The 21,678-nt window shown below is 58.7% G+C and carries 16 protein-coding genes and 5 pseudogenes; 10 read left to right on the top strand and 11 right to left on the bottom strand.

The window, feature by feature from the left end:
* Positions 1-64: 64 nt before the first annotated feature.
* From BHMPCIPO_RS33740 to BHMPCIPO_RS31520, 9 genes and pseudogenes are all read left to right on the top strand, one after another.
* The gene (locus BHMPCIPO_RS33740) at positions 65-1,270 is read left to right on the top strand and encodes a shikimate kinase (RefSeq protein ID WP_312033086.1); all 1,206 of its coding nucleotides are present in this window, start codon (positions 65-67) and stop codon (positions 1,268-1,270) included.
* A gap of 1,052 nt (positions 1,271-2,322) precedes the next feature.
* On the top strand, positions 2,323-2,640 hold the full coding sequence (locus BHMPCIPO_RS31555; protein ID WP_173520727.1) for a nodulation protein NopC: 318 nt from the start codon (positions 2,323-2,325) through the stop codon (positions 2,638-2,640).
* Positions 2,641-3,047: 407 nt separating this feature from the next.
* Positions 3,048-3,938, top strand: coding sequence for a SctD/MshK family protein (locus BHMPCIPO_RS31550; protein ID WP_173520726.1), 891 nt, complete (start codon positions 3,048-3,050; stop codon positions 3,936-3,938).
* A gap of 543 nt (positions 3,939-4,481) precedes the next feature.
* Positions 4,482-6,599, top strand: coding sequence for a type III secretion system export apparatus subunit SctV (gene sctV, locus BHMPCIPO_RS31545; RefSeq protein WP_173520836.1), 2,118 nt, complete (start codon positions 4,482-4,484; stop codon positions 6,597-6,599).
* Positions 6,600-6,608: 9 nt separating this feature from the next.
* Positions 6,609-7,148 (top strand): hypothetical protein, encoded by a 540-nt coding sequence (locus BHMPCIPO_RS31540; RefSeq protein ID WP_083265174.1) that lies wholly within the window; start codon positions 6,609-6,611, stop codon positions 7,146-7,148.
* 1,572 nt (positions 7,149-8,720) lie between these two features.
* Positions 8,721-9,407, top strand: coding sequence for a response regulator (locus BHMPCIPO_RS31535; protein WP_173520725.1), 687 nt, complete (start codon positions 8,721-8,723; stop codon positions 9,405-9,407).
* Between the two features lie 27 nt (positions 9,408-9,434).
* A complete protein-coding gene (locus BHMPCIPO_RS31530; protein ID WP_173520724.1) occupies positions 9,435-10,892 on the top strand; it encodes a type II and III secretion system protein family protein in 1,458 nt (485 codons plus the stop codon).
* Entirely contained in the window at positions 10,889-11,455 is a 567-nt protein-coding gene (locus BHMPCIPO_RS31525) for a CpaD family pilus assembly lipoprotein (protein WP_173520723.1), read from the top strand. Before BHMPCIPO_RS31530 ends, BHMPCIPO_RS31525 begins: the two co-directional genes overlap by 4 nt.
* Before the next feature lie 562 nt (positions 11,456-12,017).
* Positions 12,018-12,150 (top strand): annotated as a pseudogene (locus BHMPCIPO_RS31520) (IS3 family transposase); the annotation flags it as partial.
* Between the two features lie 110 nt (positions 12,151-12,260).
* Here BHMPCIPO_RS31520 and BHMPCIPO_RS31515 read toward each other — a convergent pair.
* A pseudogene (locus BHMPCIPO_RS31515) lies at positions 12,261-12,729 on the bottom strand (TauD/TfdA dioxygenase family protein); the annotation flags it as partial.
* Between BHMPCIPO_RS31515 and BHMPCIPO_RS31510 the strand changes: the two are divergent.
* Positions 12,719-13,937: pseudogene (locus BHMPCIPO_RS31510) on the top strand (transketolase); the annotation flags it as partial. The pseudogenes BHMPCIPO_RS31515 and BHMPCIPO_RS31510 overlap by 11 nt on opposite strands.
* Before the next feature lie 82 nt (positions 13,938-14,019).
* On the opposite strand, the gene BHMPCIPO_RS31505 reads toward BHMPCIPO_RS31510, so the two are convergent.
* The 10 genes and pseudogenes from BHMPCIPO_RS31505 to BHMPCIPO_RS31460 form a co-directional block, all read right to left on the bottom strand.
* Positions 14,020-14,316: a hypothetical protein gene (locus tag BHMPCIPO_RS31505; RefSeq protein ID WP_014327268.1), complete on the bottom strand. Its 297-nt coding sequence runs from the start codon at positions 14,314-14,316 to the stop codon at positions 14,020-14,022.
* A complete protein-coding gene (gene tnpC, locus BHMPCIPO_RS31500; RefSeq protein ID WP_173520722.1) occupies positions 14,316-15,938 on the bottom strand; it encodes an IS66 family transposase in 1,623 nt (540 codons plus the stop codon). Before tnpC ends, BHMPCIPO_RS31505 begins: the two co-directional genes overlap by 1 nt.
* 64 nt (positions 15,939-16,002) lie before the next feature.
* Complete coding sequence (gene tnpB / locus BHMPCIPO_RS31495) at positions 16,003-16,254, bottom strand: IS66 family insertion sequence element accessory protein TnpB (RefSeq protein WP_014329500.1); 252 nt, start codon at positions 16,252-16,254, stop codon at positions 16,003-16,005.
* 90 nt (positions 16,255-16,344) lie between these two features.
* Positions 16,345-16,713: an IS66-like element accessory protein TnpA gene (gene tnpA, locus BHMPCIPO_RS31490; protein ID WP_246304776.1), complete on the bottom strand. Its 369-nt coding sequence runs from the start codon at positions 16,711-16,713 to the stop codon at positions 16,345-16,347.
* A gap of 621 nt (positions 16,714-17,334) precedes the next feature.
* Positions 17,335-18,757 (bottom strand): annotated as a pseudogene (locus BHMPCIPO_RS31485) (aldehyde dehydrogenase family protein).
* Positions 18,758-18,889: 132 nt separating this feature from the next.
* A pseudogene (locus BHMPCIPO_RS33330) lies at positions 18,890-19,186 on the bottom strand (recombinase family protein); the annotation flags it as partial.
* Positions 19,187-19,383: 197 nt separating this feature from the next.
* Positions 19,384-20,319 carry an ImmA/IrrE family metallo-endopeptidase gene (locus tag BHMPCIPO_RS31475; RefSeq protein WP_173520721.1) on the bottom strand — a complete coding sequence of 312 codons (936 nt, stop codon included), beginning with the start codon at positions 20,317-20,319 and terminating at the stop codon, positions 19,384-19,386.
* Complete coding sequence (locus BHMPCIPO_RS31470; RefSeq protein ID WP_173520720.1) at positions 20,316-20,816, bottom strand: helix-turn-helix domain-containing protein; 501 nt, start codon at positions 20,814-20,816, stop codon at positions 20,316-20,318. Before BHMPCIPO_RS31470 ends, BHMPCIPO_RS31475 begins: the two co-directional genes overlap by 4 nt.
* A 5-nt stretch (positions 20,817-20,821) precedes the next feature.
* Positions 20,822-21,442 (bottom strand): N-acetyltransferase, encoded by a 621-nt coding sequence (locus tag BHMPCIPO_RS31465; protein WP_173520719.1) that lies wholly within the window; start codon positions 21,440-21,442, stop codon positions 20,822-20,824.
* The gene (locus BHMPCIPO_RS31460; protein ID WP_011578844.1) at positions 21,439-21,651 is read right to left on the bottom strand and encodes a hypothetical protein; all 213 of its coding nucleotides are present in this window, start codon (positions 21,649-21,651) and stop codon (positions 21,439-21,441) included. Before BHMPCIPO_RS31460 ends, BHMPCIPO_RS31465 begins: the two co-directional genes overlap by 4 nt.
* Positions 21,652-21,678: the final 27 nt, after the last annotated feature.

Raw genomic sequence — 21,678 nt, 5'->3', positions numbered from 1 at the left:
GTCGGAGATCGCCAGGCCACCGGAGGCTACGGACATTGTCGCTGCCCTCGGCGGGCGGCCGATCGTGCTCGTCGGAATCTCGGGCGCTGGCAAATCCAGTATTGGCCCAGTTCTCGCGGGTCGGTTGGGGCTGCCCTTCATTAATACCGACAGAAGAATCGAGCAGAAAATCGGCAAATCGATATCGGAGATTTTTAAGGAGCACGGCGAGGATTATTTCAGGAGGTTGGAGGCAGGTGAGATCGCGAAGTTGCTCGAGGCCGGGATAGGGGTGATCGCGACCGGCGGCGGCGCGGTCTTGAATGAGCAGACCCGACACCTCATCGGCAGCAAAGGGCTCTCGATCTGGTTAGATACCGACCTGGACGCAATCCGAAAGCGAACAAGAAATGACCCCAAACGCCCCCTGCTGCAAGGCCCCGATCCGGACCAGAAGCTCGCCCGGCTGATGAGCGAGCGCCGGCCGCTCTATCAACAAGCCAACCTCAGGTTTGTCCCACCCCACAGAAACGATCGAAAGAACGCAGACCCATGCTTGAAGGCACTCCACGCGTACCTGTGCGCGGCCAACGCAGACCGCACCCCCCCAGGTACCGCATTGCGCGACGATATTCATTCTGCGCCGACGCCGACGCCCCCCACCTTCGATGCTCGGATCGGGAGGTCCGATGCGCCAGCTTCGAAACGCCCGGAGGCGTCGGTGCTCGGGACCACCGAGTGGCTAAGCGATGCCCATATTCAGAGGGATTACGATTTCCTCGAGCAGCAGCTGCAGGGGATCGATCCAACGCTTGCCGCCAGCGTAAGGCTGGTGGATCCGTCGGTATCTCATCTGCTGCGCCACATGGAGCTGCAACACGCGCGAGGCATGCTGCAGTCGATCTATAATCGAAACGCCGCCCCGGCCGACTTCCTGTTCCTTCCGGTGAACAATGGCACTCTTGATGGCCGCGGCACCCATTGGTCGCTGCTGCTCGTCGATCGCCGCAATCCGGAGCGGCAGGTCGCCTATCATTACGACTCCCTCCAGCAAAGAAGATACAACGATGAGGCCGCAACACAGCTGGCAGAACGGCTGGACGCCACCTTGGCGCCAGCCCGCATGGCCGCACAGCCGAACGACTACGATTGCGGCGTCTTTGTGGTGGACGGCACGCGGGCGTTAGTCAAGAGATTGGTGCACGGGGAGCGGCCAGCCCACGAGCCACTGCACCTCGACACCCTCATCGCCGATCGGCAGGCGCTGCAAAGCCGACTGACGAGGTATTGATACGCATGCTGGAAACAGCATGCCAAGCCAGTCGAATTTGCCAAACCCTGGTCTTCGCGACAGGATTGAACGAAGCAGCCGCTGGCGCGCCAGTCGCGCCGAGCTAAGAGCAGTCGAGTGAGCCAAGATCTACCAGGCTACCAGGTGTTTCGTTCACAGCACCAGCGCAAGAAAACCAGTCCAGTAGCGAGCGGTACATCGACTGAGCTGGTCCGAAGGCCACTTCCCGCGCAGGGCTTCTTCCTGCGTATCCGCAACAAGCGCGGCCACCAGGTTGCGGGGGTCTCAGATCCCGCAGCTCCCCGTCTGATCCGGCACAGGTTAACGAAGCAGGAGGAAGACCATATTGGGTGAGGACACGCCGCCGGCGGCGTAAGCAGCGGAAACTCTCCCTAACGCACAGCGCGTCCAACGACAGCAATGTTCGCCGTCGCGCTTCAGCCAGCCTGTCAGGGACTGCGCGGCGAGACAATGCTGGGGCCGAGCATGCTGAGCACGCCTGTGAGCTGCTGGTCCGCCGATGGCGACCAAGAAGACCGAAGCGGAGCACGGACGCGACAAGGAGGAACGGCTGCAAAGTCTATGGTGGCACTTTCAATCTCAGGCGCCGCTCTATGCAACGTGGTGGTCGGTGTCGGGAGAATATAGCACCTAGCCGACAACGCGCTTGTCGATGTCATACGTGGATTCAGCAGTGATGCGTTCGGCATGCGGCGACTTCGGGAAATTCCTACCAATTCACCGAGGCTGCCGCTCGCCCTCATATTCCGATGAAGCCGGCCATTTCTCAAGCTTTCAAAGATCACGACATTTGATCCGGTGTCTGCAGTAGAAGCGCACGCCCTCACCACACTTCGGCGAGAACGTGACGTTAGATAGAAATCTGCTTCAACAGGAGGCGTCAGATCGCCCGCAGCCATGATCTATCACAGCGCAAGTTTTTTCTAAAGCTCGTCAGCTTGTCGAAAGGTGACGACTTTAGCTTGAGGAGGTGGATGCAGAAGACGGCATCGCCGCCCATTGACAAATAAAGATAAACGCCGGAGTACCTGATGGTCGCAGTAAATGGAAGTTTTGGCAGCTTCGGTGCTTTCTTGGCCCGTACAGGGGGTCATGAACGTTCGAACCGACAACAGTCGCACGTACCTGATCATAAAAAGCCGGCCGATCCTAACACGCAGCCAGACCCCAAGAGGTCCGAAAGGGGGCACGATCGGACCGACATTCCGCCCAATTCTGGCGACGGCTCGCAGGCTGCATCTCAACAAGAAGCCTTTCAGCTGGCTCTCAACGCCGTAGCGTTAACTATCATGAACGATGTCATGGCTGATGCCGAGGAAGCTATGGCAGAGACAGAAGAGGATACCTGATGCTGGATAGATGGTCCTCGTCAGGAACTGGCGTGTCGTTGATGACGGCACAATTGAAGAAAGGAAAGCAATATGTCAAGTAAAGTTGGGTCCAATAGTAGCAAAGGTAGTTCAGGCGCCACGGGGTCTACAAATACAAAGGCCAAGAATGATGGGGCTGATGCGTTCAAAGCGCAAATGGAGGAGCTGGCGGCGGTTAGCACCGAGGCTACGAATAGGAGTATGTTGCTGCGCACTGTTACAACGCAACTCTCGACGGTCAAGAAGGTCGCCGACGAGCGCGTTCAATAATGTTTGAAGCGTGACTCACGTAGTCTCGATCGCACCATTTGGTGACGCGATGTGGAACTGAAATGAGTCGCACGGCAATTGCCGTGCGACTTCTATCCTTGTCCGGAAGAATATCCTTGAATGACACGATTTCTCTTCATTTCGAAGTCCTGTCTGGCCTCTATTGCGGGCTGACCGGTGTTCTGGATCCAGAAGCGAAAGTAATCGGTAGTGGCCTCGATGCCGACATAATCTTTATCGAGCAAGGATTAGCGCCTCAACATCTTCGCATCACTTTTCTTGCAGATTCGATCGATGTGGAAACCCTTGCAGCCGGAATTAGCGTTCAGGGCAAAGGGAATATTGCCGCCGGCGAGCGTGTTGTGCTTCCTCTTCCGGTCGTGATCGACGTAGGCGCGATGTCCATGCTCTGGTCGGCAGAGGGTGCAGCGCCCGCTGAATCAGTCGACACACCAAGCCTCTCGATCCGCATACTGACCTTCGTACTATTGGGCTCCGTCGGGATCGGCGCGCTCGCAATGATTTTCTCCTACTACGTTAGCGCCGATGTATCGAGCGCCAATTCACCTGCTGCTATCCCTAAACCCAAGCTGACCGAAAACCACGCTGACAATCAGACAGCCGTTGCAGCGGCCAGAGATCTGCAACGGGAAGCGGCTAGAGCAGGCCTGCTCAATATTAAGGTCGACTGGGCAAAGGGGGTTGTTACAGCTGAAGGCACCGTCTCGTCTGCATCGGCCACCAGTTGGCAGAAGGTTCAGGAGTGGTTCGATCATCGCACGAATGGAGCTCTAACACTGGTCAATAACGTGATCATCAAAGAGGAGAAGGCGCCATCGGCAATCGCGATTGAAGCGGTTTGGCGCGGGTCCTCGCCGTATGTTGTCATTGATGGAGAGAAGTACTTCGTCGGCGCCCTTTTGGATGATGGATGGACAATCGATCGGATCGAAGACAGCCGCGTGCTGCTGAGCCGGAATGGCCACGTTGCTTCTCTCCCCTATTAAGTGCTTTCCGATTCGCAGGCCATAGGAGAATTCCAATGCTCAAGCTGCCCCACCTGCCCTGTTGCACTCGGTATCATCCGGAGATGCAGGAATAAATTGTTGTCCCGTTACGGCGGGTGCTCCTGCTCCAGCAGATCGGGCCCCAGCTTGATCAAGGGCGAGACGATAGCGGCACAGGACTCAGCGTGAACCACGAAGGTCTCCGAAGCAGGTGGTGTCGCGCGCTTATCGCCAAGGAAGGCGCGATTTCCTGTGCTCCCTCTCCTACGTCTGCCTCGCATGTGGAAAGAGCGCAGGAAACTTGCCCGGGTTGCGGCACCTACATCCGATCATTTTCGGGATGTTCAACTGCTGCGACTTCTCGCCTATGCGCTCGTATCGGCCGATGTAGGCGGTGGGAGTCTGACGGGCCTGGACACGCTGTATACACCCGGGGGCCACCGCTTTCGCAGTCTCTCTGTCTGAAGCGTCGCCATGCGCTGGTGGACCTTCGAAAGCTGCGTAAAAGCCGAGCAATTGTCAAACGTTAACAAAGGGGCCTCCATGGGCAATATCATTCGTAACCTCATCGAGCGCGCGCCGGCCAGCCCGGACTTAATGGTTGCGCTTATGCTGCTTGTGGCAGTGGCTATGATGGTGATGCCAGTACCGACCGCAGTGATCGACACACTGATTGGCTTCAATATGGGTTTGGCCATACTGCTGCTGATGGTTGCTTTGTATATCAGCACACCACTTGAATTCTCTTCTTTGCCAGGCGTCATCTTAATTTCCACGGTCTTCCGTCTGGCGCTCACTATCGCAACGACGCGACTGATCCTGGCCGAAGGCGAGGCGGGCAGCATCATCCACACGTTCGGCGATTTCGTGATCTCAGGCAATATCGTCGTAGGTATCGTCATATTCCTAGTTGTGACCATGGTGCAGTTCATGGTCCTCGCGAAGGGCGCTGAACGCGTAGCAGAAGTGGCCGCCCGCTTCACGCTCGACGCCCTGCCCGGCAAGCAAATGGCGGTCGACGCAGAGTTAAGGAACGGCGATATAGATGCCAGCGAATCTCGCAGGCGGCGCGGCGCATTGGAGAAGGAAAGCCAACTTTACGGCGCTATGGACGGCGCGATGAAGTTCGTGAAGGGTGACGCGATCGCCGGGCTCGTCGTTATTTTCATCAACATGCTGGGTGGGATTTCGATCGGTTTGCTTTCGAAAGGTATGCCCTTCGGCGAGGTGCTGCGACATTATACCCTTCTCACCATCGGTGATGCCCTAATCTCGCAGATCCCGGCCCTGCTGCTCTCAATTACCGCGGCGACCATCGTCACTCGTGTAACTGGGGCTGGGAGCCTCAACCTTGGGACCGACATAGTTAATCAACTCACGGCGAGCAGGCGAGCATTACGGTTGGCGGCTTCCGTCTTGGTTGCGATGGGGTTCGTTCCTGGCTTCCCTCTACCCGTCTTTTTTATCTTGGCCGCGGTGTTCGCCGCGGCAAGCATTGTCAAGGGCGATGTGCTGGGCACCGGCGGTGTCGATGCTACACCTGCAGCTCCAGTGGAGCCTCAAAACCAAACGATGCCTGCGGAGGCATGTCCAATCGCTCTCTTCCTTGCGCCGAACGTCATGCAAGCCATCGACCAGGTCGAACTAAAACAGCACATTGCACGCGTGTCGCAATTGGTCTCAGCCGATCTTGGCATCATTGTTCCCCGCATCCCTGTTGCGGTCGATCAGCAGCTGCCCGAATCGAAATTCAGGATAGATATCGAGGGCGTGCCGGTAGAACAGGATCTGATTGATTCGACACAGCTAATGCTTAAAGACGATCGGGCGAACATTCAGTCGAGCGGCATCCCCTTTCGCCAAGATTCTGAAAAGGACATAATCTGGGTCGAACAATGCCATGCACAGGCTCTTAAGGCCGCCAGCATCCGACATCACGGCCCCAGCGAACTCCTCGCCTTGCGTGTGCAAGGGGCGTTAACCCGCTATGCACCGCGCTTGGTCGGCATTCAGGAGACCAGCCAATTGTTGGGGCGGATGGAGCAGGAATATGCTGATCTGGTAAAGGAGGTGCTGCGCACGACACCGATCCCTCGGATTGCCGATGTACTGCGCCGTCTGCTGGATGAAGGTATCCCGATCCGCAACACCCGCGTTGTCTTGGAGGCATTGGCCGAACGGAGCGAACGTGAGCAAAATGTCGCCCTTCTCACCGAGTACGTTCGTTCTGATATGAAGCGGCAGATCTGTCACCGCTATGCCAATGAACACGGAATCGTGCCCGCGTTCATCATCGAACGTGAGACTGAGGATGTGGTGCGCAGCGCGGTTCGGGAATCGGCTGCGGGGCCCTACCTCGCACTAGAGGATCGGCAAAGTGAAGCACTACTGTCACAGATGCGTCAGATCCTTTCCAGCACAGCGCCTGATCAGACCCGGCCTGTCGTATTAACTGCAACGGATATCCGACGCTTCGTCCGCGGCTTTCTCGCACGAAACGAGATTGATCTTGCTGTGCTGTCTTACCAGGACCTCGCGCCCGACTTCACCATCCAGCCCGCCGGATCCGTTAAGCTCCGCCTGGAATCAACAGTGGACCGTCAGGGGCTCGCGATTTCCGCATTGCCGCAAGTTGATAGCCAAGACCTCGATGATAGGTGAGAACCGAAAATGACTTCGCATAAGAATACAGTCGCTGCACCATCAGTTTCATTTCGATTGAACTCAGTCCTCTTCGCTGTACTCGCCATCCTGCCTCTCGGCGGTTGCGCCAGCTGGAATAAGCCAGCTCTTTCGGTGAAGGAGACGTCGCCCCCAGCGTTGCTCGGCGCCAATCATATCGACCCGGCAATGCGCGAACGCATATTGAGCGCAGTTGGTCAGGATTCTGAAGAGCGAGCGTTACACAATCTGAAGCAGCATCCGGATAATGTTGATGCGGCAATCAGTTTTACCAAGATACTGCTGGCGCAGAAACGAGAACATGAGGCGCTTCAGGTACTCGACGGAGTGCTTGCTACGGATCCAAGTAATCTGCGTGTATTGAACGCGAAAGGAGTTGCCTTGGATCTTCAGGGCCGGCATGACGCCGCACAAGTGCTATATCGGCAAGCTCTCAAAGCAGAGCCAGACAATCAAATGTTGCAACACAATCTGAACCTGTCCCTGGATACAGACGGGAAGTCCGATCCCCGTGCGTTGGCACCGTAGCATAACTGTGCGCAGCACAGCCTCGATGCGCATGTCGAAAGCGGTTGAAACGGGCCCTTATCTATCATATAGAAACTGTCAGCCACTTAGCCCTTTGCCAAAACGGCCTGCCTAAACTGCCTTCCTTATCGAGCAGCCAGCGTTTGCCTGTGCTCCGTGTGGGCAACCGGATGGCGCGGGTACTTAACGTGACAGGCGGTGAAGGCGGCGCCATACAGCGTTGTCAGCTGACGGGCATGCACCGGCCCGCGCGCGGTAGGATGTGCACCCACATCGGACCCGGCAGTGCACCGTTACGCAGCGCCTTTGGCTGCAGCCGAATTTCGAACAGATAGCCCGGGTCGCCTTTCAACGCGTGCGGGGGATCCGCGGGCACCAGTTCCTTCGCGTCCCGCAGGTATCCAAGGCGCTTCTAAGGCGGGAAGGCGTAAATCTTCATCGCAGTTGTGGCCTTTGCCTGGCTCAAAGTCTTGACCAGTCCCCCCGCCTCCGACGCACTCGCATGCGCCTCGCTCGCGCTCACGAGCTTATTCGTGCCGAGTTCTGAGCGCACGAGGACCTTGGCTGCTGGCGCCAAGTCGCTGATGCTCGTGGCGACTTGCGCTTCTGCCCGCCTCGAGGCCAAACTCCCGATGCCAGTGGCCGGCTTGCTCTTGCCTTTCCCTTGCGCGGCAGTGCTGTCGACAACAGCCTTGCCAGCAGTTTCTGCCGGTCTCGCAGTGCCGCCGTCGGCCGCGGATGACGCGCGTGCGGCCCAGTTTACTTAGAGCATTGGCGAGAGAATTCTCGCTTTATTGGTGAGCCCGCCGCGACGTCGCCCGTGCCTTCGGAGGCTCGGCGAATCTTGTTTTGCCGTCGACAATCTCCGAGCTGCGCGAGCGCCTAACCTGCGCAAATATGGTCATCGCGTTTGCTGACGTCGAATAGTCGGACTTGATTGCTGATACAGCACTAGGCCAAGCCACGCGCCAAGTGCCGGTCCTTAAGCAACAATGCCGTCGCCGTTAGGGCGAATGCCTTTCATCTTGCCGGCGACGGTACGGGCCGCTGTTGCGGACGATTTTTCTCATCCGGCCTGCAATTAGCCTATTCCGTTCGGTCGGTCTCGACCAGCAGCCGCATCCCGTCGGGATCGATCCCGTTGACCAGAAGGCTGGCGTTCAGCCCCGAGCAGCGTGTGGACAGCAGCTCACGCTGGGATAGAGCCCGCGGCAAGCATCCACCCCCTAAATGTAACGGATTGGAACAATGGATTTTTCCAATCCCCTTCTCGAAGATAACTCTTTCAGCCATCCGAACCGTGGGCCCCTGGGCGATGCCGGAGCTCATAAACCTAGGGCCGCACTCAGGAGAATCGATGCAAGAAACAATCATCAGCGAGGTTGGTGGTGTTTTTGGTCCGCCGACCGACGGTTCTGGTCCAATAGTCTTCACATGCTGCTGTCCGCGAGTATTTTCGGCGTTTGCATGCTCGTGCCAAAAAGGCAACGCGTTGCGTGAATTCTGCTGTCACCTTGGCTCCATAGCCGGCGGTGACCTGCTCCGATTCTTCTAGCTTGAGTATGAGATGAAATGCGAACGCTGCTCGTTGATCACCATGCTGATGTTGCACGCGCGGTACTTGCTGCGCTCGCGGATAGCGGGTTTGCCGTTGATGTAGCTTGCACTCTCGAGGAGGCATCGTGTGCATTTCATTGCGCGAGCTATGAAATTCTCCTGCTGGAGTTGGTTCTGCCTGATGGCGACGGCTTGGGCTGGTTGAAGCAACTAAGAAGCGAGGGGCACTCAGTTCCCGCCGTCGTTATGAGCTGCTTCGACGACCGCGAGAAGCGAATTGCCTCTTTCAATGGTGGCGCGGACGATTTCCTGCGCAAGCCCGTCTCTCCTGTTGAGCTCATCGCTAGAATGAGAGCCATTCAGCGCAGAGCGATACAGTTGACTGATCCTATCCTTGTATTCGGCAATCTCAACTTCGACCCAATCAGCCGAGAGCTTTCCGTTGCAGGTGATCGGCTAACGATCGCACGCCGCGAGCTATGTATTCTTGAGCATCTACTTAAGCGTGCCGGCCGCATCGTGCCGCGTGCGCAGTTGGAAGGTCACCTCTATTCGTTCAACGACGAGGTGTCTACCAACGCACTTGAAGTCGGGATTTATCGCTTACGTGGACATCTGAGTAGGTCAGGCGCGACGCCACAGATAAAGACCGTGCGTGGCATTGGCTACATTCTTGAATTGCCTGGCGCGGTATCAGCATGATTGGTCGAATGTGAAAGAAAGACTGCCTTGAATATCGTCTCAATTCGTCATCCTGTCGCCCATCGGCCTCCGGCTCTCATCGACGGACCAAGAGCCACTAGTTGTCTTTACTTGGGCCCTCTCATCTGCGCGCTCATCCTGTTATCTCCACTTTCTACCGCGGCCCAAAGCAGCGGGGATGGAGGGGCGCCGCGTGCCACTTCCAATAGTATCAATGACACGCTGAACCTCTCCTCTTCGCTCGGCCAGACAGTCCGTCTCCCCGCGCCAGCCGCGACCATCTTTGTTGCCGACCCGACGATTGCGGACTACCAGGCCCCCTCGAGCGAAACCATCTTCGTCTTTGGCAAGAAACCCGGGCGGACCACCCTTTTCGCCTTGAACGACAAGGGCGTGGCTCTCGCCCAGGTGCAGATCGTCGTTACGGATCCAATCGGCGACCTCCGAGCCATGTTGAGGGATCAGGTCGGAGACTATCCAATCCGCGTCAAGTATACTCCGCGCGGCGCGATTCTTAGTGGTACAGCGCCCGATGCCGAAGCCGTCGACACTGCGAAAAGAATCACCGAGCAATTTCTCGGTGACGGTGCGCAGGTCGTCAATAAGATCAAGGTCGCAGGGTCGTTGCAGGTGAATCTCAGTGTGCGGGTAGCGGAGGTCTCCCGTGGCGCGATGAAGGAACTTGGTATTAACCTGTCGGCCCTCGGGCAAATCGGAAGTTTCAAGGTGGGCATGTTAAGCGGCGGCGGCAGAGGCGGCGGCTCTGGTGCCGCTAGTGGTGGCGGTACAGCAAAAATTGGATACAATGATGGTAATATCAACATCGGCGGGGTTCTCGACGCGCTCGCCAAGGAGCACGTCGCTTCCATCTTGGCGGAGCCGAATCTCACTGCGATGTCGGGCGAAACCGCCAGCTTCCTCGCTGGCGGCGAATTCCCCATTCCTGTTCCGCAGGAAAATGGGCAAGTCTCAATTGAATTTCGTCGCTTTGGCGTCAGCCTGGAATTCCTACCCACCGTTCTCAGCAACAACCAGATCAATATTCGCGTAAAGCCGGAAGTCAGTGAACTCACGTCACAAGGTGCCGTTCAAATCAACGGAATTTCCGTGCCCGCAATTTCTACCCGCCGAGCCGATACAGTCGTCGAACTCGCCAGTGGGCAGAGCTTCGCAATTGGTGGGCTCATCAGGCGTACCGTAACCAATGATATCAGTGCCTTTCCCGGACTCGGTCAGGTGCCGATCCTTGGCGCCCTATTCCGTTCGTCGTCATTTCAAAAAGAGGAATCGGAATTGGTTATTCTGGTTACTCCTTACATCGTAAGACCAGGGTCGAACCCGGAGCAGATGAGCGCGCCCACGATGGCGTCGCCCTTGGATCGGGGGGACCCTGGATCGAATTCGCTACGTCTGCCGCGCAGCCGCGCTATTGACCGCACCGGCATGCCAAGCGCCAAAAGCAGAGTCGGCTTTATCATCGAATGACGTTCCGGGTCAAAGTTCACCTAGTCGCTCTAACAGCAAGCCTAAGTGGCTGCGCAAGCCCGCCGGTCCATGTCGAGCCATCGACACCGATCCTTATCCGGCAGCAGACCAGCGTCTTGATTTTGGAGAGCCTTCGCGCCTCCGAACTGCAGCGCTTGCGTATTTTCCTTGCGAGGGCCAGCAGCGGTCGGCCCGACGCGCTTCATCTGCTAATCAGTGGGTCGCCCCCGCTCAGCGCAGAGGCAGTGCATCAGGCGAAGCAGATAGGCATCGACGCTTCCAATATTCAGTTGTTTAATCAACAAGAGGGCCATTCAGCGCGAATAGAGTCAATCGCCTATGCTGCGAGCCCTTCTGTCTGCCCGTCATTTTCCAGCACTTTACCCAATGACGAATTCGTCGACCAGCCGATGGGATGTTCAACACGCCATAACCTCGCAGTGATGGTCAACGATCCGCGGGATTTGTTCAACAACCAAGTTATCAAGGCAAGCAACGGCGAGCGCGCGGCCATACCAGTTGCCAAATACAGGACATTCACGACAGACAAAAGTGAAGAATGATGCTGGGAAGTGCCCGCGCGGCTCTCCCGGGAGCTGACCTGCGTTCGAAGACATGAACCTCCACCGGCAAGTGATTAGCGTGCGTCCCTGACTATTCCTGTCGCAGCTTCAACATTGGAACTATAAGAAATGAGTTCACCTCGGCGTACAGCATTCATTGCGGGCATCACCAGCCAGGACGGCGCACTGCTTGCCGAACTTCTGCTTTCGCAGGCTATATGGTGCATGGCCTGAAACGGCGAGCGTCGCTTATCGGGAACACCCACCGCATCGACCATCATGATCCTCACGGGTATCATCCCGAATGGTCCTGCTTTACGAGGATATGACGGACGCGACAAACCTGATCCGTCTCCAAGTCGGTCCTCAAAACCGAACGTCCTCACAGGTCGACTTTACGACTCAGTCGGCCTTCCGTGGAAGCGATCCTGCATCCGTCGAGACTCCTTTTAAACGGAGGTCTTGAGCAAGTTAAAACGCGCGGTTCTCCGCAGGTCCGGGAGAGGTGGCTCAGGAAACCTAGAGCCGTAATAATTGGAATTTCTGCCTGTCTTTGGCTTAGATGCCGGGAACCGAGAGACCATGACGAGACGACCAAGCCGGAGTCACACCCCGGCTTTCAAGGCGATGGTGGCGCTCGCCGCCATCCGAGCGAGCAGACGCTGCTAGAATTATGCCAACATTTCGACGTTCATTTTGAAGCGGTGGGCGGCTTCGATCGTCCGTCGTCTGCCCTGCAAGGATGTCTACCGGGAGATAAACTCTGTTAGCATCGTCTCCCGGCCAAATGCACCAGGGTGCCTGATCACGCCGCCTTTGCTTGCGGCTTGACGGGCTTGACCTGGGTTACGCTGCGGCGGCCGTCGATGCTCACGGGGATGTCGCCGTCGACGGTCGCGCGGCGCACGACGCGGTGCTGGTCGCCATAGTCGTTGACGGCATAGTGGTGCGTTGCGCGATTGTCCCAGATCGCAACATCCCCCCGCTTTCCAGTGCCAGCGCACGGTATTCTCTGGGGCGGTGACGTAGGACTGGAACACCTCGTAAAGTTTTGCGGAGTCACTCTTCGAGAGGCCGACAAGGGGCTGAACGAAACTGCCGAGCAGAAGCGATCTTTCGCCTGTCTCCGGATGGACACGCACGACCGGATGCTCGGTCTCGTAGATTGTCGACGTGAAAACGTCCTCGAAATGCTTCTTCTCTTCGGCCGTAGCGCGAGGGCGCACGGCGGCGTAGTCATAGGCATTGCTGTGAACGGCCCATAAATTGTCCGCTCCTGCCCTTCCCTACCCTGGTCAGCCAGGCAAGCTGCTTTCAACCCAGATGGGCTTTGGCCAGATTCTGAACGATATCGCGCGTGGTGACACACTGCTTGCCGAGGGTATTGTCACGACCTCGCCGGACGTGACCGTGTCGACCAACCTCGGCCCATGGGTCAATCGGCGCGGGCTGTTTGCCCGCGAGAGCATTGCCGACATCTTCAAGGCGGAGCGGATCCCGTCGACCTACAACTGGGACTTTGGTCCAAATGGCCAGCATCTCGAACTGGGTATTGCCGAATCCAACCTGATGATCATGCTTGGCGCACTCGGCCTTTCCCATTCGATCAACGGCGCCCGGCTCCTGCCCATCGGCACTGTTTATGATCCGTTTATATACCGCTCGGCCGACCAATTGACTACGCCTGTTACCAGGATGCGCGTTTCCTGCTGGTTGCAACACCGTCCGGCGTGACGCTTGCTCCGGAAGGTGGAGCGCACCAGTCGATCGGCACGCCATTGATCGGGATGGCGCAGGAGCTCGTTCGAGCCTGCCTTCGTCGACGAGCTTTCGGTCATCATGCGCTTCGCCTTCGACTACATGCAGCGCGACGGCGAAGGTGACCCCGATGAGGCGACATGGTTGCGCGATCAGACGGGCGGATCTGTCTATCTCCGCCTCTCGACACGCCCGCTGGAGCAGCCAGCACGCCAGATGGCGCCTGACCTGGAGCAAGACATCATCAATGGGGCCTACTGGCTGCGCCGGCCCGGACCGAATGCCAGCGTGATCATCGCCTATCAGGGTGTCGTTGCGCCAGAGGCGATCGCGGCAACGGGTCTGCTCGCCGAAGATCGACGGGATGTCGGATTGTTGGCGATCACCTCCGCGGACAGGCTCAATGCCGGCTGGCAAGCTGCTGAACGCGCCCGGCAACGTGGAGCGGTCGGCGCGATGAGCCACATCGAACGCCTGCTGGCGCCGCCCTTGTCACGCGATTGCCGGATCGTCACGGTGATCGATGGGCACCCAGCCACGCTCTCCTGGACTGGCGGAGTCTATGGTCACAGTGTCAAGTCGCTGGGGGGTCGAACATTTCGGCCAGACCGGCACGATTGCCGACCTTTATCGGCATCATGGTCTTGATACAAATGCAATCATGCACGCAACTCAAGCCGTAAGCGGCGGACGCATCGTTCGTTATCTTCAGGCCCTTTCATGAAGCTGGACCCTTTGACCCTCGAGATTCTCTCGGACAAGGATCGATCGTCGTGCTCGCGAGGCGCTATGTAACCGGCCGATTGCTACCGCGGAGATTTTGCTTTGATGCGGGCGATGAGTTCTTCGTCGTCGACAAAGCTGTTGAGGAAGTCGTTCCATTCCTGAGTTGAGCGGCGAGCATAGGAGAGCATCTGTTCCAACTCCTCCATGCCGTCGTCTGTCAGGGCGGTGATGGATTCGTCCTCACCGTTATAGACGCTGATGATACTGCCGTAGGTCAGGTTGTCATCGTTGCTGACGATCGCCTGGAGAAGCTCCGGATCCTCGCCAAGAATTTCGGCAACATATTTGATGGTGCGGACATAAGTGACTGTTGCCATCAGGCCGCCTCGGCGCAGACGACGGCAACTGGTGACCAATTCCAGGGGAGCAGTTCGTCGAGGCGATTGATCTTATGATCGTGGATACGATCGAGCACATCGGCCAGATAGGCCTGCGGATCGAGGCCATTCATCTTGGCCGTTTCGATGATCGTCATGGCACGCGCCAGTGTCTCCGCACCAGTGTCTGCGCCGGCAAAGAGCCAATTTTTCCTTCCAATTCCAACCGGGCGCAGGGCTCGCTCAGCAGCATTGTTGTCGATCGCGACACGGCCGTCCTCGAGGAACAGGCAGAATGATGGCCACCGACTCAGGCCATAGCGGAAAGCTTGCGCCAGATCGCCCTTGCCCGGAATGCGGGTCAACTGCGCCTCGGTCCAGACGCGCAAGGCTTCGACTTTCGCCTTGCTGTGCTTTTGACGCGCGGCGAGGCGGATATCGGCAGGCTGACCCACAATCTCACGTTCGATGTCGTAAAGCGCGCCGATACGGTCGAGAGCCTCGCGTGCGATCTCGGATTTATTCGAGGTCCAGATATCGTGGAAGTCGCGTCGCCAGTGTGCCCAGCAGGCTGCCTCACGGAAGCGGGATGTCCCATCCCCTCCAGGGTCATACAGCTTGCCGTAGCCTTTGTAGCCATCAGCCTGAAGGATGCCGCTTGTCTGTTTGAGGTGACGGTGGACGTGCTCTTCCTTCCAGTCGGGGGCGAAGTAATAGACCGCACCCGGTGGAGCCACACCCGCCCAGGGACGTTGATCGCGGACATAGGCCCAGATCCTGCCTTTCTTCACGCCTTTGCCCAGCCCCTTATCCCGCAGCGAACGATCGAGCACCCGGATCGGGGTGTCGTCGGCATGAAGAAGGTCACTGCCCATGATCGCCGCCTCGATCCGCTCGATCAAAGGCTGAAGCACCCGCATGGCGCGACCGCACCAATCGACCAGCGTGCTGTCGGGAATGTCGGCGCCCATGCGGGCGAAGATCTCGTTCAGGCGATAGAGGGGCAGATGGTCGTCGAACTTCGAGACCAGGATGTAAGCCAGAAGCCCGGCACCTGCTATGCTGCCCGGTATCGGGCGGCTCGGTGCCGGCAACTGCACCATCTTCTCGCAGCAACGGCAGGACTTCTTCAACCGGGCGACCTCGATGACCTTCATCTGCGCCGCGATCATGTCGAGGATTTCGCTGGCGTCTTCACCCACCAGGCGCAGTTCTCCCCCGCAATCGGGGCGGACTCTTCCGGGATCGATTTCCCTGCGCTCGCGCACGGCCTTTTCTGATACGCGTGGACGCCTGCGGATCACCTTCTCCCTGGAAGGATCTGTGGACGCCTCCGGGACGATCTCATCGTCCTCGTCTATTGGTTTGGTGCTGTTCTCCGACGCTGCGATCAACAAATCCTCCAGCGCCAGTTCCAATTGCTGGATTTCGCGCTCGATCTTCTCGGAGGATTTGCCGAAGGCATGTTTCCTTAGCCTGGCGATGCGCAGCCGCAGGTCCTGGATCAATTGGTCGTGCGCCCGCAACGTCGCCGACATCTTCGCATTTTCCGCCTGCAAGGCAGCGATCATCGCCTTCAGGAAGGCGGGATCATCGGGAAGATTTTGGGTCGCGTTCGACATGAGCCTGACTATCAAAAATCAGGACGAATTGCCATAAAAACAATAAGATTCAGAGAGATAAGAATCAGCCGACACGTGCCGGTGGTGCGCCCCAGTTTGGACGCCGCCAATCGATCCCTTCCCATAACATCGCCATCTGCGCCGACGTCAGCCGGGCCGTCCCGTCGGCCGCCGAAGGCCACGGGAAACGTCCCTTTTGCAGAATTTTGTAATACAGGCAGAAACCCTGCCCATCAAAATAAAGGAGCTTCAAACGATCACCACGTCTGCCTCGAAAGGCGAAGACCGCGCCCCCGGTCGGCTTCTGGCGCAACACGTCCTGCGCCAGCGCAGCCAGGCCCTATTCCTTTGCGCATGTCCGTAACCCCGCAAGCCAGGTACACGCGCACGCCAGTTCCTGGTCCGATCATGCCGCTTCCACCGCCCGGATAAGCCGCGTCAGGACGCTGGCGTTCACGCCGCTGTCGAAGCAAAGGCTGCGACCGCGGGGCAATCGCAACTCGATCATCCCAGATCGGTCCTGTTGATCGCCATATTGCTCGGTCTGCACGGCACTCATATCGACGGGAATAAACACCGCATTGGTGGATGACAACAACAATCCCTTCTTCTTCAGCTCGCTGCGCCAGGTGTAAATCTGCTGCCGCGTCACGTGGTGCCGATGAGCCACCTCCGTCACCGTAGCTCCCGAAACCCCAACCGACATGACGATCTCGCGCTTTTCTTCGTCGCGCCATCGCCGCCGCCGTTCCTGCCCAAGAATTTCCACGCGCATCGTAACACTGGCCTAAGACGCGTCCCTAACGACGTCGTTAAACACGTGTCTTAGGCCATCAAGGCCCAATCCGGCAGGCGGTCACAATCGGGCGGTTACGGCGCTATGCCCCAAAAGACGGATCCACCGGAGCCTAAACGGCCGGTCGCTTATAAAGAATCCATCAAGCGGCTATAAAGTGCAGCCGCTTGATAAGTCTACCTTTCAAGCAACTAGCTGCTTTTTCAACGGATAGACGAAAATTCCTGCGATCAAGACAGGAACCCCAAGGCGGCCGAGACGGCGATGCGCGATCATATCGAGCGCTCACGCAAGCGCTTCATGCGGTTCTTCACTGACATCAAGGGTGACGGCGCCGCTGACGCGGCGGGCAGCACCGTAGAGGTCATGAGGCGTTAGTCTGTCCTGAAACGTGCTCAGATGAGATCCCACAGATGAAACGCCAAAGCGGGCGAAATATGCGACAACGTCTGCCATAGAAGCCGACGGAAGCCTGCGACCCCTCCAAGGCGGGGCGCAGCACGAATCGGAACTGATAGAGAGACCGCCAAACGCGAGCGTTGTGATCTTGACGATGGCTTAAATGAGCGCGTGAATGAAGGGGCAGACCATTTCACCGTGTCACACCAGGGTGTAGCCGGTCTTGACGATTGTGTAGAATTCGTTGGCGTATCTGCCCTGTTCGCGCGATCCATAGGACGAGCCCTTGCGCCCACCGAAGGGGACATGGAAATCGACGCCCGCCGTCGGGAGGTTTACCATCACCATGCCCGCTTCCGCATTGCGCTTGAAGTGCGTCGCATGCTTGAGGCTCGTCGTTGCAATGCCGGAGGACAGGCCGAAGGGCGTGTCGTTGGCCACCGCGAGAGCTTCCTCGTAGTCTTTTACACGGTGACCGCGGCGACCGGGCCGAAGATTTCCTCACGCGATATGCGCATGGCATCGGTCGCTTCGGTGAAGAGTGCGGGCTGGAGATAGAAGCCGGGCGTATCGCGCTTCAGGATTTCACTGCCGAAGGCGAGCTTCGCGCCTTCCTTCTGGCCGATCTCGATATAGTCGGTGTCCTGCTTCAGCTGCGTCTCGTCGACCACGGGGCCGATATGAATGCCGGCCTTCAACGCGTCATCGACGACGACGCTCTTCAAACGCTGGCCGACGGCGGCGACGAAGCGGTCATGGATGCCTTCGGTAACGATGACGCGCGAGGAGGCCGTGCAACGCTGGCCGGTGGAGAAAAAGGCCGAATTGACGGCCGCTTCCACGGCGACGTCGAGATCCGCGTCGTCGAGCACGACGAAGGGGTTCTTGCCGCCCATTTCGAGCTGGTACTTGCGGTTATGCTCGACGGAGGCCATGGCGACGCGCGTGCCCGTTCCGGTCGAGCCGGTGAAGGTGATAGCGTTGACGTCGGGACTGTCCAGCATCGTCTGGCCGACGACGGAGCCCTTGCCCATGACAAGATTGAGCACGCCCTTCGGCAGGCCGGCGCGCACGAGGATGTCGACGATGGCCCAGGAGCAGCCGGGCACCAGCTCGGCCGGCTTGAAGACGACCGTGTTGCCGTAGCAAAGCGCCGGTGCGATCTTCCACGCCGGAACGGCGATAGGGAAGTTCCAGGGCGTGATGATGCCGACGACGCCGACCGGCTCACGGGTGATCTCGACGCCGATATTCGGCCGAACGGAGGGCAGCGCCTCTCCGGCAAGGCGCAGGCACTCGCCGGCGAAGAAATCGAAGATCTGGCCGGCGCGCACCGTTTCGCCGATGCCTTCGGCCAGCGTCTTGCCTTCCTCGCGTGAGAGCAGGCGGCCGAGCTCGTCCTTGCGGGTGAGGATCTCGTCGGCGGTCTTGCGGAGGATCGCATGGCGCTCGAGGATGCCGGAGCGCGCCCAGGCCGGGAAAGCAGCCTTCGCCGCCCTAATCGCAGCCTTGGTGTCGTCGGCGGAAGCGCGGGCATATTCACCCACCACGTCATCGGTATTGGACGGGTTGATGTTCTTGACGGGTCCGAGCCGACCCATTCGCCGGCTTGTCCAATGCTGATTTCGCCGCTGGCGATCCGCGGCCGGATCGCAGACCACTGCTCGTCAGTCACCTTGAATTTGGGTCCGGCCTTCTTGCCTGTCGCCTGCGCGGCCGCCAGACCTTCGAGGGTGCGCTCCTGAATTACGTCGCGTTCGAACTGCGCGAAGGCACCAGCGATCGAGAAGAACAGCCGGCCATTGGGCGTGGTGGTGTCGATGAGTTCCGTAATGGAATGGAGACCGATCTCTTGCATGTGCAAGCGCTCGGCGAGCGCGAGCAGGTCATGCACGGATCGCGAAAGGCGATCGAGACGCCAGATGCACAGCGTATCGCCGGCGCGAAGATAGCGAAGCGCGTCCTCAAGGCCGGGCTTTATCACAGCGCCCGCGCTGATCCTGTCGGTGAATATCCTCGAGCATCCCGCCGCTTTGAGAGCGCGCTGTTGCATGTCGAGGTTCTGTTCGACGGTGGAAACTCTTGCGTATCCGATCTTCTCGCCCATCATGCCCCGTTGCATAATTAAGCATGCAATTCATCGATTACGCAATCGTGCCCGGATGAGCGGCTTTCGGCAACTGATTTCATTGCGTTTTCTGCGGCCTGTGCAACGGGTGCATAAACGATCGTTTGCGCAACGGTGGCTCGCTAGAGGCCCTGAACGGCCATCCCTCGGGCGTGGGGCTTTAGCCAAAACCCGAGTGTTAGGGCCTCGTGACGATTGAAAAATGTCTCGAATCGGAACAGGTGTGGATCACCATTCCGATCAGGCAAGAGAATCTCGCATTGGCCGAGACTTCCACCGCTCTGCGAGCCGCAGTAGCCGACAATTGCCGCGAACAAGTCCGTTTCCTCGAGGCCGCCAAAGCGCTCGCGGAAGGGCGGCGATTCCACACAGTAGCGGCATGGGTTCGCGGCATCAAAATCAACTTTGCGCCGCGCCGGATGCGGGTGGCCGGTGACCAGGGCGACAATCGGCCGGCCGCCATGCGCCTGTTCGACGAAACGCCAGAGCGTCGACGTCATCGTATTGCCGAATCCCTTGCTCAGGTTCCGCACGAGGCCAAGACTTGGCGCCGAGGCGGTCGCCTCCGCGGCGAAGCGATCGGCGAGGAACAGGATCTGACCCGCCGCGTAGTTCGCTTCCGCCTCCATGATCTCATGGCAGGCTGGCGTCAGCGTCTGCTCGGTGTCGCCCAGCATCATCCCGACGTGCCACGGGATGATGTCGTGGCCGATCTCGTGTGCTTCGTTCCAGCGATGTTTCAGGGGCGGCAGGTCCTGGTCGAGCAGAATTCGCTTCTGGTCCGGCAAGTACAAGGCTTTCAGACTCAGGCTGCGCACAGCGTCGCGCAGGATCGTTGGACGCAGGAGAACCTGACGGCCGGCGACCTTCATGCGCGAGAGAGTCTCGCGCAGAAGGCTGTCGTCCGTGGTGCTGTAGTAGCCGCGGTCGAGCTTCAGCAAATCCCGGACGATGCGCAAGTCAATGGGGGGCTCAGGGTTGCCCAAGCCCCGCAGGACCTTGGCGACCTGTCCATCGATATCGATGACCGTGCGATGTCCGAGGCTGACGTTTCTCACTTCACTCGCTTGGGTTCCTGCTCGCTCAGGACAACGACGAACGCTTCGAGTGCTGAGCTTTCCTCGGGGGTTAGCTTCTGCACGGCCTCAGAGCGCGCGGCGAATCTTACGGCTTCCTGGCGCAAGCCAGCATCGTTCGCCGCCGTCAATCCGGCAAGCTGCATCAATCGCCGCTGCGATACGTCGAAGGTCTCCGCCAGCTTGAATACGGTCCGGGGCTCCGGAACGTAGTGCACATCGTCCTCGATCACGAGCAACTCGCTCGCATCGAGGTCGGCCGCCTGAGCCAGTTGCTCCATCGAGTAGCCACGGTGGCGTCGCATCAAATTCACGAACTTGCCGAAGGCGATACGGGTTTCCTCAACTACTGCGCTCTGCGCGCCCGATGGGCGCTCATCAACTGCCGGGTCGAACGCGAGCAGGCCGGCGCCGATGACGGCGTCGCCTTCACGACGTGCCCGAGCAATCCACCACTCTTTGCTGCGTTCAAGTTTCATCGCTCTCACTCCTCTTCGAGGAACGCACGAGCCTGCTCGACGGTCATCTCGAAGTATCTCAGGTTCTGATACGCCGGGTCCTGTCCAAGATCGGTCATCCCAATCTTGCGGTAGAAGGCATCCGCTTGGGGCAACGAATGAAGCCCGAGGCGACCCTTGAAGCCTTCATCGAGGCTCAACGAGGCGGCGGCCGTGATCAGGGCCGAACCCACACCACGCAGCCGGGGCGCAGCCCCGAACTCCGGCCGATTCCAAGGCGCGACCTCAAGATAGTCAAGGTAGACCAGCGGCTTGCCGACTTGGCTTGGTTCCCGGCTCGCCTTTGTCAGGTCGACCTGCGCCAGGCCTTGCGTCTCACCACGAGCAACAACGCTGAACCCGCGAAAAGCCAAGAGACCCTGCACCCGGGCCGTTTTCTGCGCCCAATTCCAGTGCCAACTTTGCGGCCATTGCAACATGGGCACGCCTTTGCGGGCGAGATCCTGCAGCACCGCCAGCAAGGCGGGCTGCCATTTCGTCTGCCAATCGTCGAGCTGCGCCTGTTCGATCGCATCCCGCAGCTCAGCTTCGACACTCTCCCCGGTCGCGACGTCGAGAAGATAGATCGTCGAGACATCGACCGTCATAGAAGCATCAGCTCCGCCTTCTCCTTCGTCGCCTCGTTCTCGAACAGGAGCTTCTCGCCCTTTTCGACGCGAGCGTCGATCGTCTGGTAGAGGCGCAGGGCCTGGCGGAGCACGGCGGTCTTTGTGATGTCTTTCCGGACTGACAGTTCGTCCAGAACACGCATCTCGGCGTCGGTGAGGTTTAGCGTCATTGTCCGCTTCGCCGTCATCTCATCCTCCGTCGTTGGGATACAGCA

It is taken from the genome of Ensifer sesbaniae (assembly GCF_013283665.1).
GTDB classification, from domain to species: domain Bacteria; phylum Pseudomonadota; class Alphaproteobacteria; order Rhizobiales; family Rhizobiaceae; genus Ensifer; species Ensifer sesbaniae.
This window is presented reverse-complemented; position numbering and strand designations above follow the sequence as displayed.

What these genes read in the sequence shown, in the direction of transcription:
- BHMPCIPO_RS31555 (WP_173520727.1), top strand. Translation starts at nt 2,323, where the DNA reads ATGGTCGCAGTAAATGGAAGTTTTGGCAGCTTCGGTGCTTTCTTGGCC.
- sctV (WP_173520836.1), top strand. Translation starts at nt 4,482, where the DNA reads ATGGGCAATATCATTCGTAACCTCATCGAGCGCGCGCCGGCCAGCCCG.
- BHMPCIPO_RS31525 (WP_173520723.1), top strand. Translation starts at nt 10,889, where the DNA reads ATGACGTTCCGGGTCAAAGTTCACCTAGTCGCTCTAACAGCAAGCCTA.
- BHMPCIPO_RS31540 (WP_083265174.1), top strand. Translation starts at nt 6,609, where the DNA reads ATGACTTCGCATAAGAATACAGTCGCTGCACCATCAGTTTCATTTCGA.
- BHMPCIPO_RS31460 (WP_011578844.1), bottom strand. Translation starts at nt 21,651, where the DNA reads ATGACGGCGAAGCGGACAATGACGCTAAACCTCACCGACGCCGAGATG.
- BHMPCIPO_RS31465 (WP_173520719.1), bottom strand. Translation starts at nt 21,442, where the DNA reads ATGACGGTCGATGTCTCGACGATCTATCTTCTCGACGTCGCGACCGGG.
- tnpC (WP_173520722.1), bottom strand. Translation starts at nt 15,938, where the DNA reads ATGTCGAACGCGACCCAAAATCTTCCCGATGATCCCGCCTTCCTGAAG.
- BHMPCIPO_RS31535 (WP_173520725.1), top strand. Translation starts at nt 8,721, where the DNA reads ATGCGAACGCTGCTCGTTGATCACCATGCTGATGTTGCACGCGCGGTA.
- BHMPCIPO_RS31505 (WP_014327268.1), bottom strand. Translation starts at nt 14,316, where the DNA reads ATGGCAACAGTCACTTATGTCCGCACCATCAAATATGTTGCCGAAATT.
- BHMPCIPO_RS31470 (WP_173520720.1), bottom strand. Translation starts at nt 20,816, where the DNA reads ATGAAACTTGAACGCAGCAAAGAGTGGTGGATTGCTCGGGCACGTCGT.
- tnpA (WP_246304776.1), bottom strand. Translation starts at nt 16,713, where the DNA reads ATGCGCGTGGAAATTCTTGGGCAGGAACGGCGGCGGCGATGGCGCGAC.